This window comes from Pseudomonas fluorescens (assembly GCF_002022275.1).
GTDB classification, from domain to species: Bacteria; Pseudomonadota; Gammaproteobacteria; order Pseudomonadales; family Pseudomonadaceae; genus Aquipseudomonas; species Aquipseudomonas fluorescens_AJ.
Window position 1 is genome coordinate 369,186 of the sequence record NZ_MSDF01000052.1, and the last position, 17,606, is coordinate 386,791.

The 17,606-nt window shown below is 60.3% G+C and carries 16 protein-coding genes; 10 read left to right on the forward strand and 6 right to left on the reverse strand.

Annotated elements, in window-relative coordinates; translation table 11 throughout:
- Both BFW87_RS26765 and BFW87_RS26770 read right to left on the reverse strand, forming a co-directional pair.
- Positions 1-627: a hypothetical protein gene (locus BFW87_RS26765; protein WP_078742705.1), complete on the reverse strand. Its 627-nt coding sequence runs from the start codon at positions 625-627 to the stop codon at positions 1-3.
- A 78-nt stretch (positions 628-705) separates the two neighbouring features.
- The gene (locus BFW87_RS26770) at positions 706-1,686 is read right to left on the reverse strand and encodes a 2-dehydropantoate 2-reductase (protein WP_078742706.1); all 981 of its coding nucleotides are present in this window, start codon (positions 1,684-1,686) and stop codon (positions 706-708) included.
- Positions 1,687-1,719: 33 nt separating this feature from the next.
- On the opposite strand from BFW87_RS26770, the gene BFW87_RS31785 reads away from it, so the two are divergent.
- Together BFW87_RS31785 and BFW87_RS26780 are read left to right on the forward strand one after the other, a co-directional pair.
- Positions 1,720-2,685: a hypothetical protein gene (locus BFW87_RS31785; protein ID WP_139372509.1), complete on the forward strand. Its 966-nt coding sequence runs from the start codon at positions 1,720-1,722 to the stop codon at positions 2,683-2,685.
- A gap of 195 nt (positions 2,686-2,880) precedes the next feature.
- Complete coding sequence (locus BFW87_RS26780) at positions 2,881-4,992, forward strand: TonB-dependent siderophore receptor (RefSeq protein ID WP_439848403.1); 2,112 nt, start codon at positions 2,881-2,883, stop codon at positions 4,990-4,992.
- A gap of 48 nt (positions 4,993-5,040) precedes the next feature.
- Here the strand turns inward: BFW87_RS26780 and BFW87_RS26785 are convergent, their stop codons facing one another.
- On the reverse strand, positions 5,041-5,577 hold the full coding sequence (locus BFW87_RS26785) for a GNAT family N-acetyltransferase (protein ID WP_176159830.1): 537 nt from the start codon (positions 5,575-5,577) through the stop codon (positions 5,041-5,043).
- 313 nt (positions 5,578-5,890) lie between these two features.
- On the opposite strand from BFW87_RS26785, the gene BFW87_RS26790 reads away from it, so the two are divergent.
- Positions 5,891-6,511: a LysE family translocator gene (locus tag BFW87_RS26790; RefSeq protein WP_078742710.1), complete on the forward strand. Its 621-nt coding sequence runs from the start codon at positions 5,891-5,893 to the stop codon at positions 6,509-6,511.
- Positions 6,512-6,719: 208 nt separating this feature from the next.
- Positions 6,720-9,191 carry a hypothetical protein gene (locus BFW87_RS26795; protein WP_078742711.1) on the forward strand — a complete coding sequence of 824 codons (2,472 nt, stop codon included), beginning with the start codon at positions 6,720-6,722 and terminating at the stop codon, positions 9,189-9,191.
- Between the two features lie 94 nt (positions 9,192-9,285).
- Here the strand turns inward: BFW87_RS26795 and hopBF1 are convergent, their stop codons facing one another.
- Together hopBF1 and BFW87_RS26805 are read right to left on the reverse strand one after the other, a co-directional pair.
- The gene (hopBF1, locus tag BFW87_RS26800; protein ID WP_078742712.1) at positions 9,286-9,894 is read right to left on the reverse strand and encodes a T3SS effector protein kinase HopBF1; all 609 of its coding nucleotides are present in this window, start codon (positions 9,892-9,894) and stop codon (positions 9,286-9,288) included.
- A gap of 163 nt (positions 9,895-10,057) precedes the next feature.
- Complete coding sequence (locus BFW87_RS26805; RefSeq protein WP_254865955.1) at positions 10,058-10,687, reverse strand: helix-turn-helix transcriptional regulator; 630 nt, start codon at positions 10,685-10,687, stop codon at positions 10,058-10,060.
- Positions 10,688-10,815: 128 nt separating this feature from the next.
- Between BFW87_RS26805 and BFW87_RS26810 the strand changes: the two genes are divergently transcribed.
- Complete coding sequence (locus tag BFW87_RS26810; protein WP_078742713.1) at positions 10,816-12,243, forward strand: MFS transporter; 1,428 nt, start codon at positions 10,816-10,818, stop codon at positions 12,241-12,243.
- Positions 12,244-12,252: 9 nt separating this feature from the next.
- Here BFW87_RS26810 and BFW87_RS26815 read toward each other — a convergent pair whose 3' ends face one another.
- A complete protein-coding gene (locus BFW87_RS26815; RefSeq protein ID WP_078742714.1) occupies positions 12,253-13,032 on the reverse strand; it encodes a helix-turn-helix transcriptional regulator in 780 nt (259 codons plus the stop codon).
- Between the two features lie 99 nt (positions 13,033-13,131).
- On the opposite strand from BFW87_RS26815, the gene BFW87_RS26820 reads away from it, so the two are divergent.
- The 5 genes from BFW87_RS26820 (at position 13,132) to BFW87_RS26840 (ending at position 16,667) form a co-directional block, all read left to right on the forward strand.
- Entirely contained in the window at positions 13,132-14,037 is a 906-nt protein-coding gene (locus BFW87_RS26820; RefSeq protein WP_078742715.1) for an SDR family oxidoreductase, read from the forward strand.
- Between the two features lie 55 nt (positions 14,038-14,092).
- Positions 14,093-14,479, forward strand: coding sequence for an ester cyclase (locus BFW87_RS26825; protein ID WP_078742716.1), 387 nt, complete (start codon positions 14,093-14,095; stop codon positions 14,477-14,479).
- 15 nt (positions 14,480-14,494) lie between these two features.
- Positions 14,495-15,532, forward strand: a complete 1,038-nt coding sequence (locus tag BFW87_RS26830) for a helix-turn-helix domain-containing protein (protein WP_254865956.1) — start codon at positions 14,495-14,497, stop codon at positions 15,530-15,532.
- A 110-nt stretch (positions 15,533-15,642) separates the two neighbouring features.
- Positions 15,643-16,104, forward strand: coding sequence for a hypothetical protein (locus BFW87_RS26835; protein WP_078742718.1), 462 nt, complete (start codon positions 15,643-15,645; stop codon positions 16,102-16,104).
- An 80-nt stretch (positions 16,105-16,184) separates the two neighbouring features.
- The gene (locus tag BFW87_RS26840; protein ID WP_078742719.1) at positions 16,185-16,667 is read left to right on the forward strand and encodes a VOC family protein; all 483 of its coding nucleotides are present in this window, start codon (positions 16,185-16,187) and stop codon (positions 16,665-16,667) included.
- Positions 16,668-17,606 lie beyond the last annotated feature (939 nt).

Sequence of the window (17,606 nt, forward strand, 5' to 3'; positions counted from 1 at the left end):
TCACACGTCCCTGAACGTCACATCGTGCATTTTGTAGCGGTCGATGTACGGGCCGGCCAATTGGCCGATATAGGCTCCGGTCCAGCGTTGAACCGCTACGCGCCAGTTGCCTTCGTGGTTGTACATCAGGACATTGGCGTTGTAGTTGTTCGAGTCATAGTCCAACTCAGTGATGATCAATCGCTGCGTGTCGCCGGCGCCACGCAGGTTCTGGTACTCCTGGGTCAGGCGCCCGGGCTGCACGTGGTAAAGGCGCAAGCCCTGCGGGGTGGAATCAATCACCAGGGTGCAGCCGCTCAATTCCGCGGTGAACATCAGCCCGTCCGGCACGCCGATGGGCCGGGGCCGCAGTGGCATCATGATATTTCCGCCCTGCGGCAGCCATCGACCGGTAATCGGCGCTTCACCGCCGACAAACTCGATGGCGCCAGCGTTCTCAATCTTGATCGGCTCATTTCGAAAGGACCATATTGAGCCCGAGCGCACCAGGTCAAAACTGAAAATCCCGCCCTCGGATAAATACGGCGGCGGCGGTGCGAGCCGCGTCAGAAAGCCTGTCATCAGCACATTGTCGGTGAGGTATTTTTCAGGGCTTGTACGGAACGCCTGGTTCTGACCATTGCTCATTGAACAGACTCTCGAGGGATGTGAGGAAGGCTCTGAGTCAGTAAACGTTTCGCAAGGTGGAAATATTCCCCGGGCCTGTCAGCCTGGCAGCAGGCCGAGGATTTTGGCGCGCATGCGTGCCAGGGCGTATACGGTGCGCGTGCGAGGCAGGGGCGCGCCGGCCTTATCCGCTACGGCAACAAGCGCGCCCAGAATGGCTTCGATTTCGACCGGCTTGTGGCCTTCAATGTCTTGCAGCATCGAGGTCTTCACCTTGCCAAGCTTACGGGTGATGGCAATCCGTTGCGCAGGATCGATCTCGGGCGAAATGCCGAGTCGCCTGCCCAATTCGAGCACCTCCTCCATCATCTCTACGCACAGGGCATGCACAAAGGGGTCGTCAATCAACTCATCAGTGGTGCCGCCCACCAGCAGGCTGACCGGGTTGAAGCAGGCATTGCCCAAGAGCTTCAGCCAGATTTGTTCACGCACGTTTTCATGGGCGTGGGCATCAAAGCCTGCGTCGTGAAACACTTTGGCAATGGCTTCGGCGCGCGGGCTCAGGCCGCCGGCGGGTTCGCCGAAAACCAGTCGGCTTCCGGACATGTGCCGGATGACACCGGGGCTGAGTGCCGTGCAGGAAGGAAAAACCACACAGCCGATAATTGCATCGCAAGGCAGGCCCTGCTCTATCACGCCACCCGGGTCGACCGCCTCCAGACGCAGGCCCGCCAAGGCATCTGTGGTCTGCAGAAAGTACCACCACGGCAAGCCGTTGATGGCGGGAACCACCACGGTATCCGGGCCGATCAGCGCTTTGGCTTGGGTCACGACCGCAGGTAACGCTGGCGCCTTGACGGCGAAGATCACCAGGTCTTGAACCCCCAGTTCTTCGGGCTTGTCGGTCGCCTGCAGGCGGGCAGTCAAAAGATCATCGCCTGAGTGCAGGTGCAAGCCCTTGTCACGGATCGCATCCAGCGTAGCGCCGCGAGCGACCACACTCACCTCATGACCGGCGGCAAACAACTTGCACGCCAGAAACCCGCCAATGGCCCCGGCACCTACCACAGTGACTCGCATGCTCATACCTCACAAAAACAGTGGAACGACAGTGTGGGAAATCGGCGCGCGAATGCTCGCGCCATTCATCACGGCGGCAAGATCATCCGCGCGGCGATTCGAAATATTTTGCGTACATTAACCGGCCGATCAAGGCAAAATGCCACCTTTAATTCTGCAAGGATCGCACGGGTGTCTGCCATTCCACACACATTACAACCAGGTCGTCGAGCACTTTCAGCGATAGCTTCGCTGGCCGTTCTGGCGATGTTCACGGGCTGTCACCGATTGACCCCCGAGCAACGGATGGATGCCTGGATCGATAGTGGAGGCCAGTCTGCACCGATGCTGCTTTCCCCGGAAGAAATCCAACGGATAGAGGAACGGCGATACATCCGGGTGCTGAGGAATACGTTGGCCCACAGCGTGTACCGCGAAAACGGCGCCGAGTTGCAAGGTAATGTCAGGTTATCCATGAAGCTTGACCGCCAGGGCGACGTATTGGCCTGTGAGGCAAAAACCACAGACGCCAACACCTCTGCCGACCTTGCGCATCTTGTGACCGATGTGTGCTGGAGCAGTACCTGGGAGCCGGTCCCCGTGGGGCTTCAAAACCCGGCTGACGGCAGCCTGGAAATCATCGCCCCGCTGATTGCGACCGGCCCTACCCTGCCCGTGCGTGAATACGAACTGAGGGATCAACGCAAAGCAGCCGAACGGCGTTTTTTCTGGGACACGCTGGTTGCCAAACATTCGCTCAATGCGTTCGGCATTGCGCGCTTTGAGCTCACCGCCGATGCGCAGGGCAACGTTATCGGGTGCGATGTGTCGCTTGAAAAAAACTATTCCCGCCCTGAGCGTTTTCATCCGGATCCACAGTTACAAAAACAGCTCACCGCTGAATGCTTGCAGCTCAATCTGCTGAAGATGCCAGGATTCAGTACAAATAAAGACGGAATCGCCACACGCCTGATCGGGGTCGAGTACCTGCCCTGGAAGAACAACCTGGGCAAATACTGAGCCCTTCCGGGCGTGCCGAAGCTGGCAAAAACAGACTGCGCTTAAACGCGCAGCTGTTTCGGCAGGTAAAATCTGGGATACTTGTTGATAATGATTCGTATAATCACTATCAATACAGGACCCGTCATGCCCGCCTTCTCCACCCCGCTGCGCGCTTTCAAACCTTCTCGCGATGTTCTGGCCATGGCTATCTGCATGGCCACTCTGGCACCCGCCTTTGCCGACGACAGCACCGCCACGCCGGACAATTCCCGGCCCGCGACGGTGGAACTGGGCGCCACTGAAATCACCACTCGTCAACTGTTGGGCAGCACCACCGAAGGCTCCGACTCCTACACCACCGGCTCAATGTCGACCGCCACCAAGTTGCCGCTCACCCTGCGTGAAACCCCACAGGCCGTCACCGTCATTACGCGCCAGCGTATGGACGACCAGACCATGACCAGCATCAACGACGTGGTCAAGGCCACGCCCGGCCTGTTCCTGAATTTTTCCAGCGGCCCTGGACGGCAGTCCTACACCTCGCGCGGTTTCGACATCGACAACCTGATGTATGACGGCATTCCGACCGGCTATAACGGTGCTTCAGTCGGTGCGCAGCCGAACCTGGCGATGTTCGATCGCGTCGAAATCGTTCGCGGCGCCACCGGCCTGGTCACCGGCGCGGGCAACCCGTCAGCCGCCATCAACATGATTCGCAAACGGCCACTGGACGAACAGAGCGTCACCCTCACCGGCGCCGCCGGCAGTTGGGATGACTACCGTGGCGAGCTCGATGCTTCCAGCCCGCTCAACGACAGCGGCACGCTGCGCGGCCGGGTGGTGACGTCCTACCGTGACAGCAACAGTTTCATCGACAAGGCAGAGGAAGATCACGGCCTGTTTTATGCCGTCACCGAAGCCGACTTGAGCGAAGACACGACCCTCACGCTCGGCTTTTCGAATCAGAAGGACAAAACCAACTATTTCTGGGGCTCCTCCATGGTCGGCCAGGACGGCCATCACTTGAACCTGCCGCGTTCCTACAACCCGGGCACCACGTGGGAAAACAAGGATCAGGAAATCAACACGGTGTTCGCCGAACTGCGCCAGCGCCTGGCCAATGACTGGAGCCTCCAGATCAACGCCAACTACGCCGAGCAGGACGCCTTGTTCTCCGGCTCCTACCAGTCGCGCTGGGTCAACAATACACTGGCCCGCACCGTCTACCAGGCGGCGTACGATGAAAACCAGGCAGGCGTGGACGCCTTCGCCAGCGGCCCGTTCCAGGCATTCGGGCGCACCCATGAACTGGTGGTCGGCGCCAGCAAGCGCATCTACGACATGACCACGCACAACTACAGCCCCTACGACCTGAACTGGCCGCTCAGCGCCGGCAAGCCAGACTTCACCCACACCAACAACCAGCGTGAAGTCACCACCCAGGACGGCTTTTATGTCACCACCCGCCTGAGCCTGGCCGACCCGTTGAAACTGATCCTCGGCGGGCGCCTGGACTGGTACGACTACGACAACCGCGATGGCGACGGTGACTACAAGGTCACACGCAACCTCACCCGCTACGCCGGCCTGATCTATGAGCTGGACGACCACCACTCGGTCTACGCCAGCTACAGCGACATCTTCACCCCGCAAAGCGACAAGGGCACCTCGGGCACCCCGCTCAAACCCATCGTCGGCAAAAACTATGAGGTGGGCATCAAGGGCGAATACCTCAATGGCGCGCTGAACGCGAGCGTGGCGCTGTTCCGTGTCGATCAGGAAAACCGCGCCGTGGCCGTGGTCGTGCCAAACTGCCCGCAGGCCTCCTGCTCGGAAGCCTCCGGCGAAATTCGCAGCCAGGGTATCGACTTTGAACTGCAAGGCGCATTGACCGAGAACTGGCAAGTCGGCGGGGGCTATACCTACGCCCGCACCCAAACCATCAAGGACGCGGCCAACCCGCAGAACGTCAACAAACAGTTCGACACCGACACACCCGAGCACCTGTTCAAACTGACCACCCGCTACAACTTCCAGGGCCCGCTGGAAAAACTGCGCGTGGGCGGCAACATCTCCTGGCAGAGCCGCATTTACAACGACCTCACCCTGGCCGATGGCAGCCAATACCGGCTGCAGCAAGGCGGCTACGCCGTCACCGACCTGATGGCCGGCTACCAGGTCAGCAAACATCTGGACCTGCAGCTCAACGCCAACAACGTGTTTGATCGCCGTTACTATCAGGCCATCTCCAACTCGGTGAGTTATGGCGGCGATTCGTACGGCGCTCCGCGCAATATGATGGTGACGGCCAAGTACAGTTTCTAAGCGAGACCGGCGCAGGGACGCGCCGTACAGTTCAGCCCGGTGTTCCGGCTAAAAGAGCGCTGCCTCGCTGAAACGGCTCCGAGTCAGCAAGTAGCAGGGCTCCATCAACCCGGTCAACGCATACAGCTCATCGTGCGTATGGGCAAACCCCAAGTGGCGCAAAAACTCACTGGACGCAATATTGTCTGGATGATGCCCCGCATACAGTGCCTGAACGCGCTTGTCCTTGAACGCATAAGCGATGACCGCCTCGCCAGCCTCCCGGCCCAATTGCCGTGACCAGAACGCACGCCGCAACTGGCAGCCAAACTCCAGGACGCCCTGCGCAAGGTCATGGGGCCTAACGCCGCAGCACCCCACATACTCGCCCGTGTCCTTTAAAAACACCGGCCAATATTGAATGTGATAGCGGTCGAAGTTCGAGATCTCGAACAGCAGACGGTCCTCTATCTGTTGCCTAGACCAGTCGCCGCCTTCGTAACGCGTGACAACAGGGTCGCCAAATACGCTGTCGAGAAGCGCAAGGTCATCCGGTTGCCAGTGTCCAAACCCAAGCCTTGACGACGTCAGGAAATAATCACGCATACACGGTTTCCACCTGTGGAAAATGCGTCCGTTCATGGGTTGAGGATGATTTCATATCATCTGCAAAGGCTCGCATTCAATGGGTCCTGAGGCGCTCTGAGCGCACTGCCCCTTCGTATTCAGCCTTGGCAAATCGTCTATTTCGAACAAACTTTGTTAACTTTTTCTTTAGTGAACCATCGGTGATGTTCAGAACACCCATCATGACGACCACACCTGGCGCCAGAGCGTTCTTCACCGAATACACACGATTGCCCAACCACCACAGCCCCCTTATCCTCAACGCTCCCCGCCCACCGAACCCGGAGCCGCCATGGACGTCGCCACCCTCGCCCTTTTCCTCCCCGCCTGCTTCGCCCTGAACATGGCCCCCGGCCCGAATAACCTGTTGTCCGTGAGCAACGCCACTCGCTACGGCTATCGCACTTCGTGCCTGGCGGGTCTGGGCCGACTGCTGGCGTTTGCGGGGATGATCGCCCTCGCCTCCGCCGGGTTGGCGGTGGTGCTGCAAACGTCGGAACTGTTGTTCTACGGGATCAAGATTCTGGGGGCGGCGTATCTGTTTTATCTGGCGGTTCAACTGTGGCGGGCAAACCCGCAAACAGAGGCTGAAAAGAACACGAACAACGCAGGATTATGGGCGTTGGCGCGACAGGAGTTTCTGGTGGCCGCGGGCAACCCGAAAGCCATCCTGATCTTCACCGCCTTCCTCCCGCAATTCGTGGTCCCCGGCCAACCCATCACCCCGCAATTTGCCGTGCTGGGCGCCCTGTTTCTGATGCTGGAATGGGTCGCCATCAGCGCCTACGCCTATATGGGCCTGCACATGCGCCGCTGGTTTGCCGAGCCGCGTGGGAAACGAATATTCAATCGCTGCTGCGCAGGGTTGTTGTCGACGGCGGCCACGGTGTTGTTGATGGCGCGCCGGGCTTGAGGGCTACAAGTAAACGTAGCCAGTAGAAAGCATCTTCTGCCGCCATCAGCGCCTGTACCGGTGATGGCCTGCACCTGTCTGCCACTGGCTCAAATGCCATCAATATGATATCAATCACGCCTTCAAGGACCTTACCAGAGGGCGCTATGCCATTGCAGGGACGCACGTTATTGCCGTCATCCTTTTCGAAACCGGCGGATGACTGTTGATGGCTGTCATCGTCGGAATCATCGTTTTCTTCATCGCTCTGGCGTTATTAGCCAAGTTGCTGCGCGTTATTGGCGCGGTTTTGCAGTTCGCCCTTGGCTTGGCCGGCGTCGTCACTCTAGGGCTGCCTGCCGCCTACGGCATGGTGCTGGAAGCCGGCTGCAAACGGCCCTGGCTGCGCAGCGGTGCAGGCTGGCTGACGGCTGTCGCGGCACTCATCATGACCCTCTGCTGGAGCGTGCGGGGCTGGTATCCACACCTTCCTGCCGGCAGCTTTGCGAGCCTGAAATTCGCGCTGCCGGCCGGGTTGTTCGTGGCGATGCTGGTGGTCCACCGCAAGAGTCTGCGCAGCCATGCGGGCAACCGGGCGCAGGAGTGGGTGCTCAAGAAGGACCAGGAATTCCATCGCTGCCTGCACGGCACCTTCGCATTGTTGCTGACGTCTGCGGCGATCCCTGCGCTATTCGACCTTCTGCACTGGCCGGCGGCGGTAGTTGTGGCCTACGCCTATTGGGGTGTGGCGTTGCTGGTACAGCTTTATTGCATCAGTCACGACTATGCCCGCACCCGCCTTGAGCGTGACACAGTGCACGCGTTACAGGTGCAAACGTCGCTCAATGTCAGCCAGACCCTCAAACACTTGAGTGCCGACAGCTTGCTGGAGAGCCAGGAGGTCGAGACGATTTTCAATGGGCGCTTGTCCTGTTTGGCAGGTGCCGGCACGTTGCATGAGATAGAAGTCGCCGGCCAACGCTGGGTCTTCGCCACAGGCTGGTACCGCACGCGTTACAAGGCACTTCACGGCGTGCTGCTCAAGCAGGTGCGCCACCGTTCAGAGTCACTTGGCGGCATTGTGCGCGGCGCGTTCGGGTTTGAAGGGGCTGCCGGACAGGACTACATCGAGCGGCACATGAGCTTCGGCCAGTATCAGGATTTTCGTGACGGGCGCTTCTGGTGCACCTTTGCACAATCGCCGCGAATAAGCTGTTGCACGGCGTGCGGGATCGCGCAGGTGCGCGACAGCGCGAACGACGCAGAGTGGTTTTGCTCCACGACTTGTATTCAAACCGAGCAGGTCTGCCTGACGGTCCGTGACAAACCACAGGAAGAGTTCCTCGCGGATGCCGCCAGCAATGGCTTCGTGCTGATGGCGGCTGGCAGTGCCTGGGATGCCAATCACAAGCTCTTCGCAGCCGGTGGCCAGGGCCACGGCTTCGCCGCTGAAAAGGCCAACCACCGTGTCGATCGCTTGATGGGGCGTAACGCCGAGATCCTGGGCGATAACAACGCGAAAAACGGCGCTGATCGTCTGGTTCAAGGGCAGATGATCCAGACCAAATACTGTTCTACCGGTGCGCGCAGTGTGGGCGCCGCATTCGATGGGCAACAGGGCAACTACAAGTACCTGGACGCATCGGGGCGGCCCATGCAAATCGAGGTGCCGAAAGATCAACACGTTGCTGCCGTGCATACCCTCCAGAAAAAGATTGCCGAGGGCAAGGTACCCGGTGTCTCGGACCCGAAGGATGCAGCAAAACTCATCCGCAGGGGCCATCTGACCTACAGCCAGGCACGCAACATCACCAAGTTTGGCACCTTCGAGTCCATTGCTTATGACATTACCGAAGGTGTGGTGGTCGGGGCCGTCGCCGGCGGGATCAGTTTCGGCGTCAGCGCCATGTTGTTCTACCTGAAAACCCAGGACCGTCGCCAAGCCATACGGGTGGCAGCGGTGCAGGCCGGCAAGACGTTCGGGCGCAGCCTGACGGTGTATGTGGCTGCCCAGCAATTGCACCGCGTGCAGTTTATCCAGCGTTCGCTGACGCTGATTGATGTAACCAGCCTGGCGCCCAGCACGCGCAAGCTGTTGGCTCAAGGCATGGGCGTGAGCAAGAGCGGCGTGAACAAGGCCCTGCGCGGCACGGTGATCAGTTCCATCGCCGTGATTGCGGTGACCACCGGGCCGGACCTGGTCAAGCTTGCCCGGGGGCGCATCTCCAAAGCGCAATTTGCCAAGAACCTGGCCGTTGCATCATCCGGTGTGGCCGGTGGTGCAGTCGGCTCTATTGCGGGGGGCATACTTGCCGCTCCACTGGGACCCATCGGCGCGATGGTGGGGCGAACGGCTGGCGGCATTATCGGTGGCGTCGTGGCCAGCGCCCTTTCCAGTAAATTGATGGGCAAACTGGTTCAGGAAGACCGAGTGCTTATCATCGGCATCATTCAAGCCCAACTCGAGTACCTTGCTGTCACCTTCATGCTGGCCAAGGAAGAACTCGACAGCGTCAATGCCAACCTGGACAAGGCCCTTAGCCAGAAGAGCCTGGAAGTGATCTTCGCCGCCAAGGAGCAACGCCGCGCAATGGCCAACTTTTACCTTAAGCCGGTGGTTGTGGCGGTGGTGCGCCAGCGCCCGGTGATTGGGTTTTCGCCGGGGGATGTGATGCAGGCGTGTGAAGAAATGGTGGCCTGACAGCTGCCGGCCTGATGCTCGTCAGGCCTGGCCCCTACCGGGTGTTTTCCCGAACTGCACCGCTATCGATCAATGAGCTGATTAGCGCAAGCCCTCAGTCGCTGTCATCAAGCAAGTTATTCAATGCAACGGCTCGCAACTCGCGGACTTTATTGATGCTTTTTTCCGGCGAAGAACTCACCACGTCGCGGGGATCATTGATTAGCACCCGGCCATGCTCATCGATGAGGAACTGCAAATCTTCGATGTGCAGGTGGTGGTTTTTCAGCCTGGAAATGATCGCGTCGCAGTCCTTCAAGACGTTGGTATTGAAGGCTTCGCGCGTGGGCAGCTTCTGGCGATTATGGATCACGTCTTCAGAATCCAGCGCGCGGTGAATGTAGTCTTTGGAAAGGCCCACTGCACCTGCGTAGGCAACCAGGGCATGGGCATCAACCACTGGAAAACCCAGGTTTTTAAGCTGCTTGGTCAACGCCATTTCTTTAGCGGCGTATGCACTCTCGCTCGTGCTTCCGGTGGTGCCCGCACGGATCAGGCACACGCACTGCCTCGGGTCCTGCCGGGAATGGTAAACATCTTTCTGGCTGCCGCTGCCCAGTTTTTCACCCACAGACGGGATTGTATGAAACTCAGGGATCGCCGTGTTCTCGGTGTGGCTAGCAATGTACGGACTGGAAACAGCACTGGAAACGTTGCGTACCATGACCCATCACCTCTCATAGTTTAAACCGGTTGGATTTGCGATGGTCGCTATCGCAATCCGGGTGAGTGGGCGGGTTGGGCATCGGGTTCCCATTCATTATGTGCTGAACCTTCAGGGCTGGCGTGTTTGCGATCATCTGCGGCCGTTGGCAGAAGCGTCGCGGTCAGCGGCTGGCAATACGATAAGCACACCGCCGCGCCCCCAGCTGAATGTGCTCCACCCGCTCGACGTTCGCCTGCAACACGTGCTCGAAGACCTGCAGTTCCGCCCGACAAAACCCCTGGCACGCGGTGGCCGCTGCACAGATCGGGCAATGGTTCTCCACCAGGATCAACGCACCGTCCGGCTGCTCGCTCCATTCGGCCATGTAGCCTTCACGCGTGCGCAGCGCGGCCAGGCGTTCTACCCGCGCCTTCAGGCCAATCAGGCCTTCCATCTCGCGCTCATACAGCGCCTGGGTCTGGCGCTCGCGCACGTCGATCAGGCGCTCAATCGCCTCTTCGCCAAAGGTCTCGCGGACGCTCTGCAACAATTGCATCGTGAGTTCCGAATGGGTATCCGGAAAACGCGCGTGGCCTGCCGCCGTCAGCTGCCACACCTGCGTCGGGCGCCCTACTCCGCGAACCTCTGAACGGGCCTGCACCCAGCCACTGGCCGCCAACTTCACCAGTTGCTGGCGCGCGGCCTCACCGCTGGTGCCCAGGAACACCCCCATGTCGCTTGCCAGTTGCGGCCCTCGCGTTTTGAGAATGTGCAGCACACGGTCTGCCGGTGATGCCGATGAATATTCCAAGTCATTTCTTGACAAAATAAAACGCTCCGCCTCAATATTCAAAGCAATTACTTGGTAAATTAACTCAAGCCTGACCCTCATGCAATTCACCGCGCGCTGCAGGGCGCAAGCATTACAAGGAAGCGTTGATGCACACCCAAGACAGCAGTTGGAGCGAGTTGCTCCGTGGCAAGAACGGCGCCCGTTCTCTGGCCCTTTCCGGCGGCATTGCGCTGTATGCCACCAACACCTATATCGCCACGACCATCCTGCCGTCGGTGGTCGCAGAAATCGGCGGCCTGGCGCTGTATGCCTGGAGCACCACGCTGTACGTGGTGGCTTCGATCCTCGGCTCTGCCCTCACTTCAAGGCTGCTGCAACGCACCAGTCCACGGCAGGCTTATGCCGTTGGGACCTTGATATTCATGGTGGGCGTGCTGATCTGCGCCGTGGCGCCGAGCATGCCGGTGATGCTGGTCGGGCGGTCGATCCAGGGGTTGGGCGGCGGGATGTTGCTTGCGCTGTGTTACTCGATGATTCAACTGGTGTTCGAAGAACGCTTGTGGCCACGCGCGATGGCGCTGGTGTCCGGCATGTGGGGCGTGGCGACGCTGGTCGGCCCGGCGGTGGGTGGCGTGTTTGCCGAAATGGACGCCTGGCGCTTCGCCTTCGGCTCGATGGTGCCGGTGAGCCTGGCCTACATCGTACTCACCAGCCGGGCGCTGCCGCCGCGCGACACCACGACGGCCGCGACCACTCGACTGCCGGTTGCGCAGCTGGTGCTGCTGGCCGCCGCCGTGCTGGCGGTGTGCGCCGGCAGTGTGTCGTCGCTGCCGAGCTGGAACCTGCTGGGCATCGGCGCCTGCGCCGTGCTGGTGGTGCTGCTGATTCGCAAAGAGTCCAGGGCCACGGTGCGTTTGCTGCCCCGCGACGCGCTGAAGTTCAGTACGCCGCTCTGTGCACTGTACGCCACCACCTGCCTGCTGGTGATCGGCATGAGCAGCGAGATTTTCATGCCGTACTTCCTGCAGCACCTGCACGGCCAATCACCATTGATCGCCGGTTACATGGCCGCGCTGATGGCCGCCGGCTGGACGGTCTCGGAAATCCTCAGTTCCGGCTGGACCGGCCGCCGTGCCCACTACGCCATCCTCGCAGGGCCGCTGTTTATCGTGGTGGGGTTGGTAGTGCTGGCACTCACCACGCCGATAGCCAGCCACGGCGAATGGGCACGCCTGGCACCTATCTGCCTCGGCCTGTTTATGGTCGGTTTCGGTATTGGTCTGGGCTGGCCGCATCTGCTGACGCGCATCCTGCAGGTGGCCTCGGCGCAAGACAAAGACACCGCCGCCTCCTCGATCACCACCCTGCAACTGTTTGCCATGGCGTTGGGCGCGGCGCTGGCGGGCGTGATCTCGAACATGGCGGGCATCAACGATTCGATCGGCAACGAAGGCGCCAGCCACGCGGCGCGCCTGTTGTTCGCACTGTTCACCCTGGCACCGCTGCTGGCGTGGATGATGGCGTTGCGCGCCACACGCACGACACCCCTCGCCGATGGGTTGACCCAGCCTTAACGCGCGGCGTCAGGCGGTCTGGTTAAACACCATCATCATCAAATCCGGCCGCCCCTCGACCAGAAAATTGGAGAATTCCAGGGTGATCGGCCCAAGGTGAGGATGGTTCAGGCGCTTGAGCCCGCCTTCGTACCCGGCCACGTCATTGCTGCGCCAGAAGGCATCGAAGTCCGGGCTGACGCGGGATAGCTCCTGCACCAGTGCGTCAATGTCCTGCGAGGGCCCAAGGCGGGCGGCGTCTGCGCGAAAGGCATTGACGACCAGCCGGGCCACGGCGTGCCAATCGGCCTGCACGTCGCGTACGTTGGGGTCGGTAAACAGCAATCGCAGAATGTTGCGCTGCTCGGGCGGTAGTTGGCCGTAGTCCTTGAGCACAAGCGTTGCCTGATGGTTCCAGGCGACGACGTCCCAGGCGGCCGTGCGGACAATCGCCGGGGCCGCGATGCTATCCAGCACTCGCTGCAGACGTGGCCTGACCTCATCGCTGCCGTTTACGCGGGTTTCCGGCGGGTGACCAAAAGCCAGTATCCACAGGTGCTCACGCTCCGGCGCGGTCAGGCGCAGCCCTGTCGTGATGCGGTTGAGCACCTCTCGCGACGGCGCTCCACCACGTCCCTGTTCGAGCCAGGTGTACCAGGTGGGGCTGATATTGGCGAGTTGCGCCACTTCTTCACGGCGCAAACCGGCCGTTCGGCGGCGACCGGTCACGAAGCCGAACGAAACGGGGTCCAGGCGCAAGCGGCACGCCCGCAAAAAATCACCCAAAGGGTTATCGGTAAGAGTGGTCATCGTTAGCCTGTTGGAATCTATACCCTGATAAAGCCACTACTTTTATAGCAGCGCGCCGGACCTGATGCTGCCTCCTGAATCTACTTCAGGAGTACTGCTATGCGTATCTTTGTCACCGGCGCAAACGGTTTTATTGGTTCACGCGTGGTCTCGGAACTGCTTGCCGACGGGTATCAGGTTACAGGCCTGGTGCGCTCGGACGCCAGCGCACAAGCCTTAGAGGCCAAGGGTGCACAGGCTCAGCGCGGCACATTGGAAGACCCGCAGGCCTGGGTGAACGCCCTCGAACACTGCGACGGGGTGATTCACACCGCGTTCGATCATGACTTCAACCATTTCGTCGCCAACTGCGAAAAAGATCGCCGGGTAATCAGCGCCATGGGCGCGGTACTGGAAGGCAGCCAGCGCCCGTTGATCATCACCTCCGCGACCGGTATGGGCCACAACGGCGATGATGACCTGGCGCGGGAAGCGATCTTCAATGCCGCACACCCCCACCCGCGTGTGGCCTCGGAACTGGAAGGCAACCGCCAGCTGGATGCCGGCATTGATGTGCGCGTAGTGCGCCTGCCGCAGGTTCACGACACCGTGCGCCAGGGGCTTATCACCTACTACGTTGCACTGGCGCGGGAAAAAGGCGTGGCGGCTTATATCAATGACGGTGCCAACTGTTTCTCGGCGGCCCACGTCAGCGATGTCGCGAAGTTGTATGTCAGCGTACTGGAGAACGGTGAGCGCGGCGCGCGTTATAACGCCGTTGCAGAGCAAGGCGTCAGCGCGCGCCAGATTGCCGAGGTCGTGGCCGAAGGCCTGGGGGTTTCCACCACCTCGCTGCAACCCGAAGCATCTGCGGCCCACTTCGGTTGGTTTGCCATGTTTGCCGCGGTCGACCTGCGCGCCAGCAGCGAGTGGACGCGGCACCAGTTGAACTGGCAGCCCAACGCCCCGGGCTTGCTGGATGACCTGCGTGCCATGGACTACTCGAACGTGGCGGCCCACGGGTGATATAACAACGCCTTGCCATCGGGCGCGCGCAGCGCCCGAATCAAGGAGAACGTTGATGACCCGAAACGAACTCGCTGACCTCTACAAAGGCTACATCGCCTGCTTGAATCACCAAGCCTGGGACAACCTCGGGCACTTCGTCCATACGCACGTCACCTACAACGCCACCACCGTCGGCCTCGACGGTTATCGCGCCATGCTGGAGCGTGACTTCCGGGAAATCCCGGATCTGGTGTTTCGCATCCAGTTGCTGGTGGCCGACCCACCCACTGTCGCCAGCCGGCTGAATTTCAACGTGAGCCCCCGAGGTGAATTTTTCGGCCTGCCGATCAACGGCAAGACCGTTACCTTCGATGAAAACGTATTCTACGAATTCGTCGACGGGAAAATTGCGCACGTCTGGTCAGTGATCGACAAGGCGGCGATCGAACAACAGCTGTAATGGATGGAGCCGCTTGTGGAGAACCCGCTGTTTACCTTTACCACCCAACCCTACCCGCCCCGTCAACGCTTTGAAGTGTGGCGCGAAGAAGTCAACGCACTCTTCGATATCACCATCAGCGAGCCTGAATCCTCGGCGTTCAGTTATCGCTTGTCCACCGGTTACCTGGGGTCGCTGCTGATGGGCTGCGGCACCTGGGATGGCGCAGGTGAACCGGTGCAATACAAGGTCAAGCGCTCCACCCAAATGATTCGCCGCGACGGGCTGGACCACTATTACCTGTGCCTGGGCCTCTCCCACAGCATCAACGGTTCGGCTGGCCGTACGGCGCTCGCAGCCGGCAATTCACAAGTGTATATCCTCGACCTGGCGCGGGAGCTGGATTGCCTGATCACTGCCGGTGACACCGTGATTCTGACCATTCCCCGAGATTTGCTGGCGCCTGCCCTGGCTCATAAAGACGTGCACGGCCAGGTGCTGCAAGGCGGCTTGAGCGAGCTGCTCGCCGACTACCTGCGCGCTTTAAAACATCGCCTGCCCACGCTTGCCCCCGCTGAAATTCCCCACGCGCAACAGGCCACATTGGCCATGGTGTCGGCGGCGCTCGCGCCGACGCTGGCCAACCTGCAAAACGCCGGGCAGGAGATCGATCACACGCTGTTCAACCGCGCGCGGCACATCATCGAGCAACATTTGCGCAACCCGGAGTTGTCGCCGGTTTTCCTGTGCAAACACCTGGGTATTTCGCGGGCGCAACTCTACCGCTTGTTCAGCCACGAATCCGGTGTGGCGGCGTATATCCAGCAGCGGCGGTTGAACCGCGCGCGGCTGATTATCCAGAATGACAACGGCACGCGGCACCGGGTGTCGGGGCTGGCATTTCAGTTGGGCTTCAAGAGCGATGCGCACTTCAGCCGCTCGTTCAAGCAGGCCTTTGGCTATTCGCCTCGGGACGCTCGGGATTTGAACACCACCGCCCAGGCAGCCGGGCGCGAGAGCCGGCACACGGGCTTTTCCCTGCGTAACATTCTGGGGCAGATGAAACCTGGGTGAGACACCCAGGCAAGTCATTGAGACGCTGGGACAGGAAGATTTTTTCCAGGCTTTTTTCGCCGTTTTATGATTGGTCTCAGTTTTTGAGCCCTGACTAAACGGAGAAAATCATGGCCAGTCGTACCGTTATCGCAACCCTCGCCACTGCCCTCTTGCTGACCGGTTGCGCCAATGGCGTCAACGGCCTCAGCAGCTTGAACAACCTGTCGCTGCCGGGTATTCAGGGCAAAGCCGGGCCGGATATATCGCTGTTCGACACGACGTATGTGCGCACCCACATCATTTCCGGCAAGACCACCTCCCAACAGCTCAAGGCCCTGTACGGTGAGCCGCAGGACCAGTCGATTTCATCCGACGGTACCGAAACCTGGAACTACTCGCCGTCCACCACGCAAAACGCGTCGATGCGCCACTTGCTGGGGCTGGTCTCCAACCATATTCCCGGCAACACCTACGACAACGCCCTGAATACCCGCAGCACAGCGATCGACAACATCGCACCGCAGCAGCAAAGCCGGCGCCTGAATATCCACCTCAATAACGGCGTGGTCAGGGACTACAGCATTCTGTAAATGCACCGCCCGGCAGTTCTGCCGGGCCTGGTCTGTTCATCATCTAGACTCCACGCACCCATCACCCGTGGAGCCCGCAAATGAATAATAAAAACACCCTGTGCCTCTGGTACAACGGCACCGCCCTCGACGCGGCTACCTTCTACGCCAGCACCTTCCCGGACAGCGCCGTGAAGGCGGTGCACCACGCGCCGGGCGACTTCCCGGCCGGCAAGCAAGGCGACGTATTAACCGTCGAATTCACCGTGCTGGGCATCCCCTGCATTGGGTTAAACGCCGGCCCGGCGTTCCCGCACACCCAGGCGTTTTCCTTTCAAGTAGCGACCGATGACCAGGCTGAAACCGACCGTTACTGGAACGCGATCATCGACAACGATGGTCAAGCCAGCGCCTGCGGGTGGTGCAGGGACAAGTGGGGCTTGTCCTGGCAGATTTCGCCGCGCGTGTTGACCGACGCCGTCACTCACCCTGACCCGGCGGTGGCCAAGCGCGCATTCGACGCAATGATGACCATGAGCAAAATCGACATTGCCGCCATCGAGGCCGCCGTGGCCGGTCACTGAATCCACCCACGGGAAAAGGTGGGAGCTGGCTTGCCTGCGAAGGCGGCCAGCCAGTCGCTGCATCAGTGCCTGATGTACCGCTATCGCAGCATAGGGATCTACACAACTCGAGCTAGACGCTTAAACCCCAGCAGGCAGGGCTTTTGTGGTGAGCGGGCTTGCCCCGCGCTGGGCTGCGAAGCAGCCCCAGTAAAGAAGAATACGGTGTATCAGACACTCCGTAGTGGCTGGTTTTGGGGCTGCTACGCAGCCCAGCGCGGGGCAAGCCCGCTCACCACAGGGAGATTCGCCAGCCTCTAAAAGTTGTGTAGATACCTATGGTCATCCCACAGGAGGTCTGCTGCGTTTGAAAAGTCGCCATTGCCAGGGCTAATGCGCCGAGCGCGCGCCCTCCAGCGATGAAGATCCAATGTGGGAGCTGGCTTGCCTGCGAAGGCGGCCAGCCAGTCGCCGCATCAGTGCCTGATGTACCGCTATCGCAGCATAGGTATCTACACAACTCGAGCTAGACGCATAAACCTCAGCAGGCAGGGCTTTTGTGGTGAGCGGGCTTGCCCCGCGCTGGGCTGCGAAGCGGCCCCCGTTAAGAGGAATGCGGTGTGTCAGACATTTCGTAGTGGCTGGTTCTGGGGCTGCTACGCAGCCCAGCGCGGGGCAAGCCCGCTCACCACAGGGAGATTCGCCAGCCTCTAAAAGTTGTGTAGATACCTATGGTCATCCCACAGGAGGTCTGCTGCGTTTGAAACGTCGCCATTGTCAGGGCTATTGCGCCGAGCGCGCACCTTCCAACAATGAAGATCCAAGGTGGGAGCTGGCTTGCCTGCGAAGGCGGCCAGCCAGTCGCCGCATCAGTGCCTGATGTACCGCTATCGCAGCATAGGTATCTACACAACTCGAGCTAGACGCATAAACCCCAATAGGCAGGGCTTTTGTGGTGAG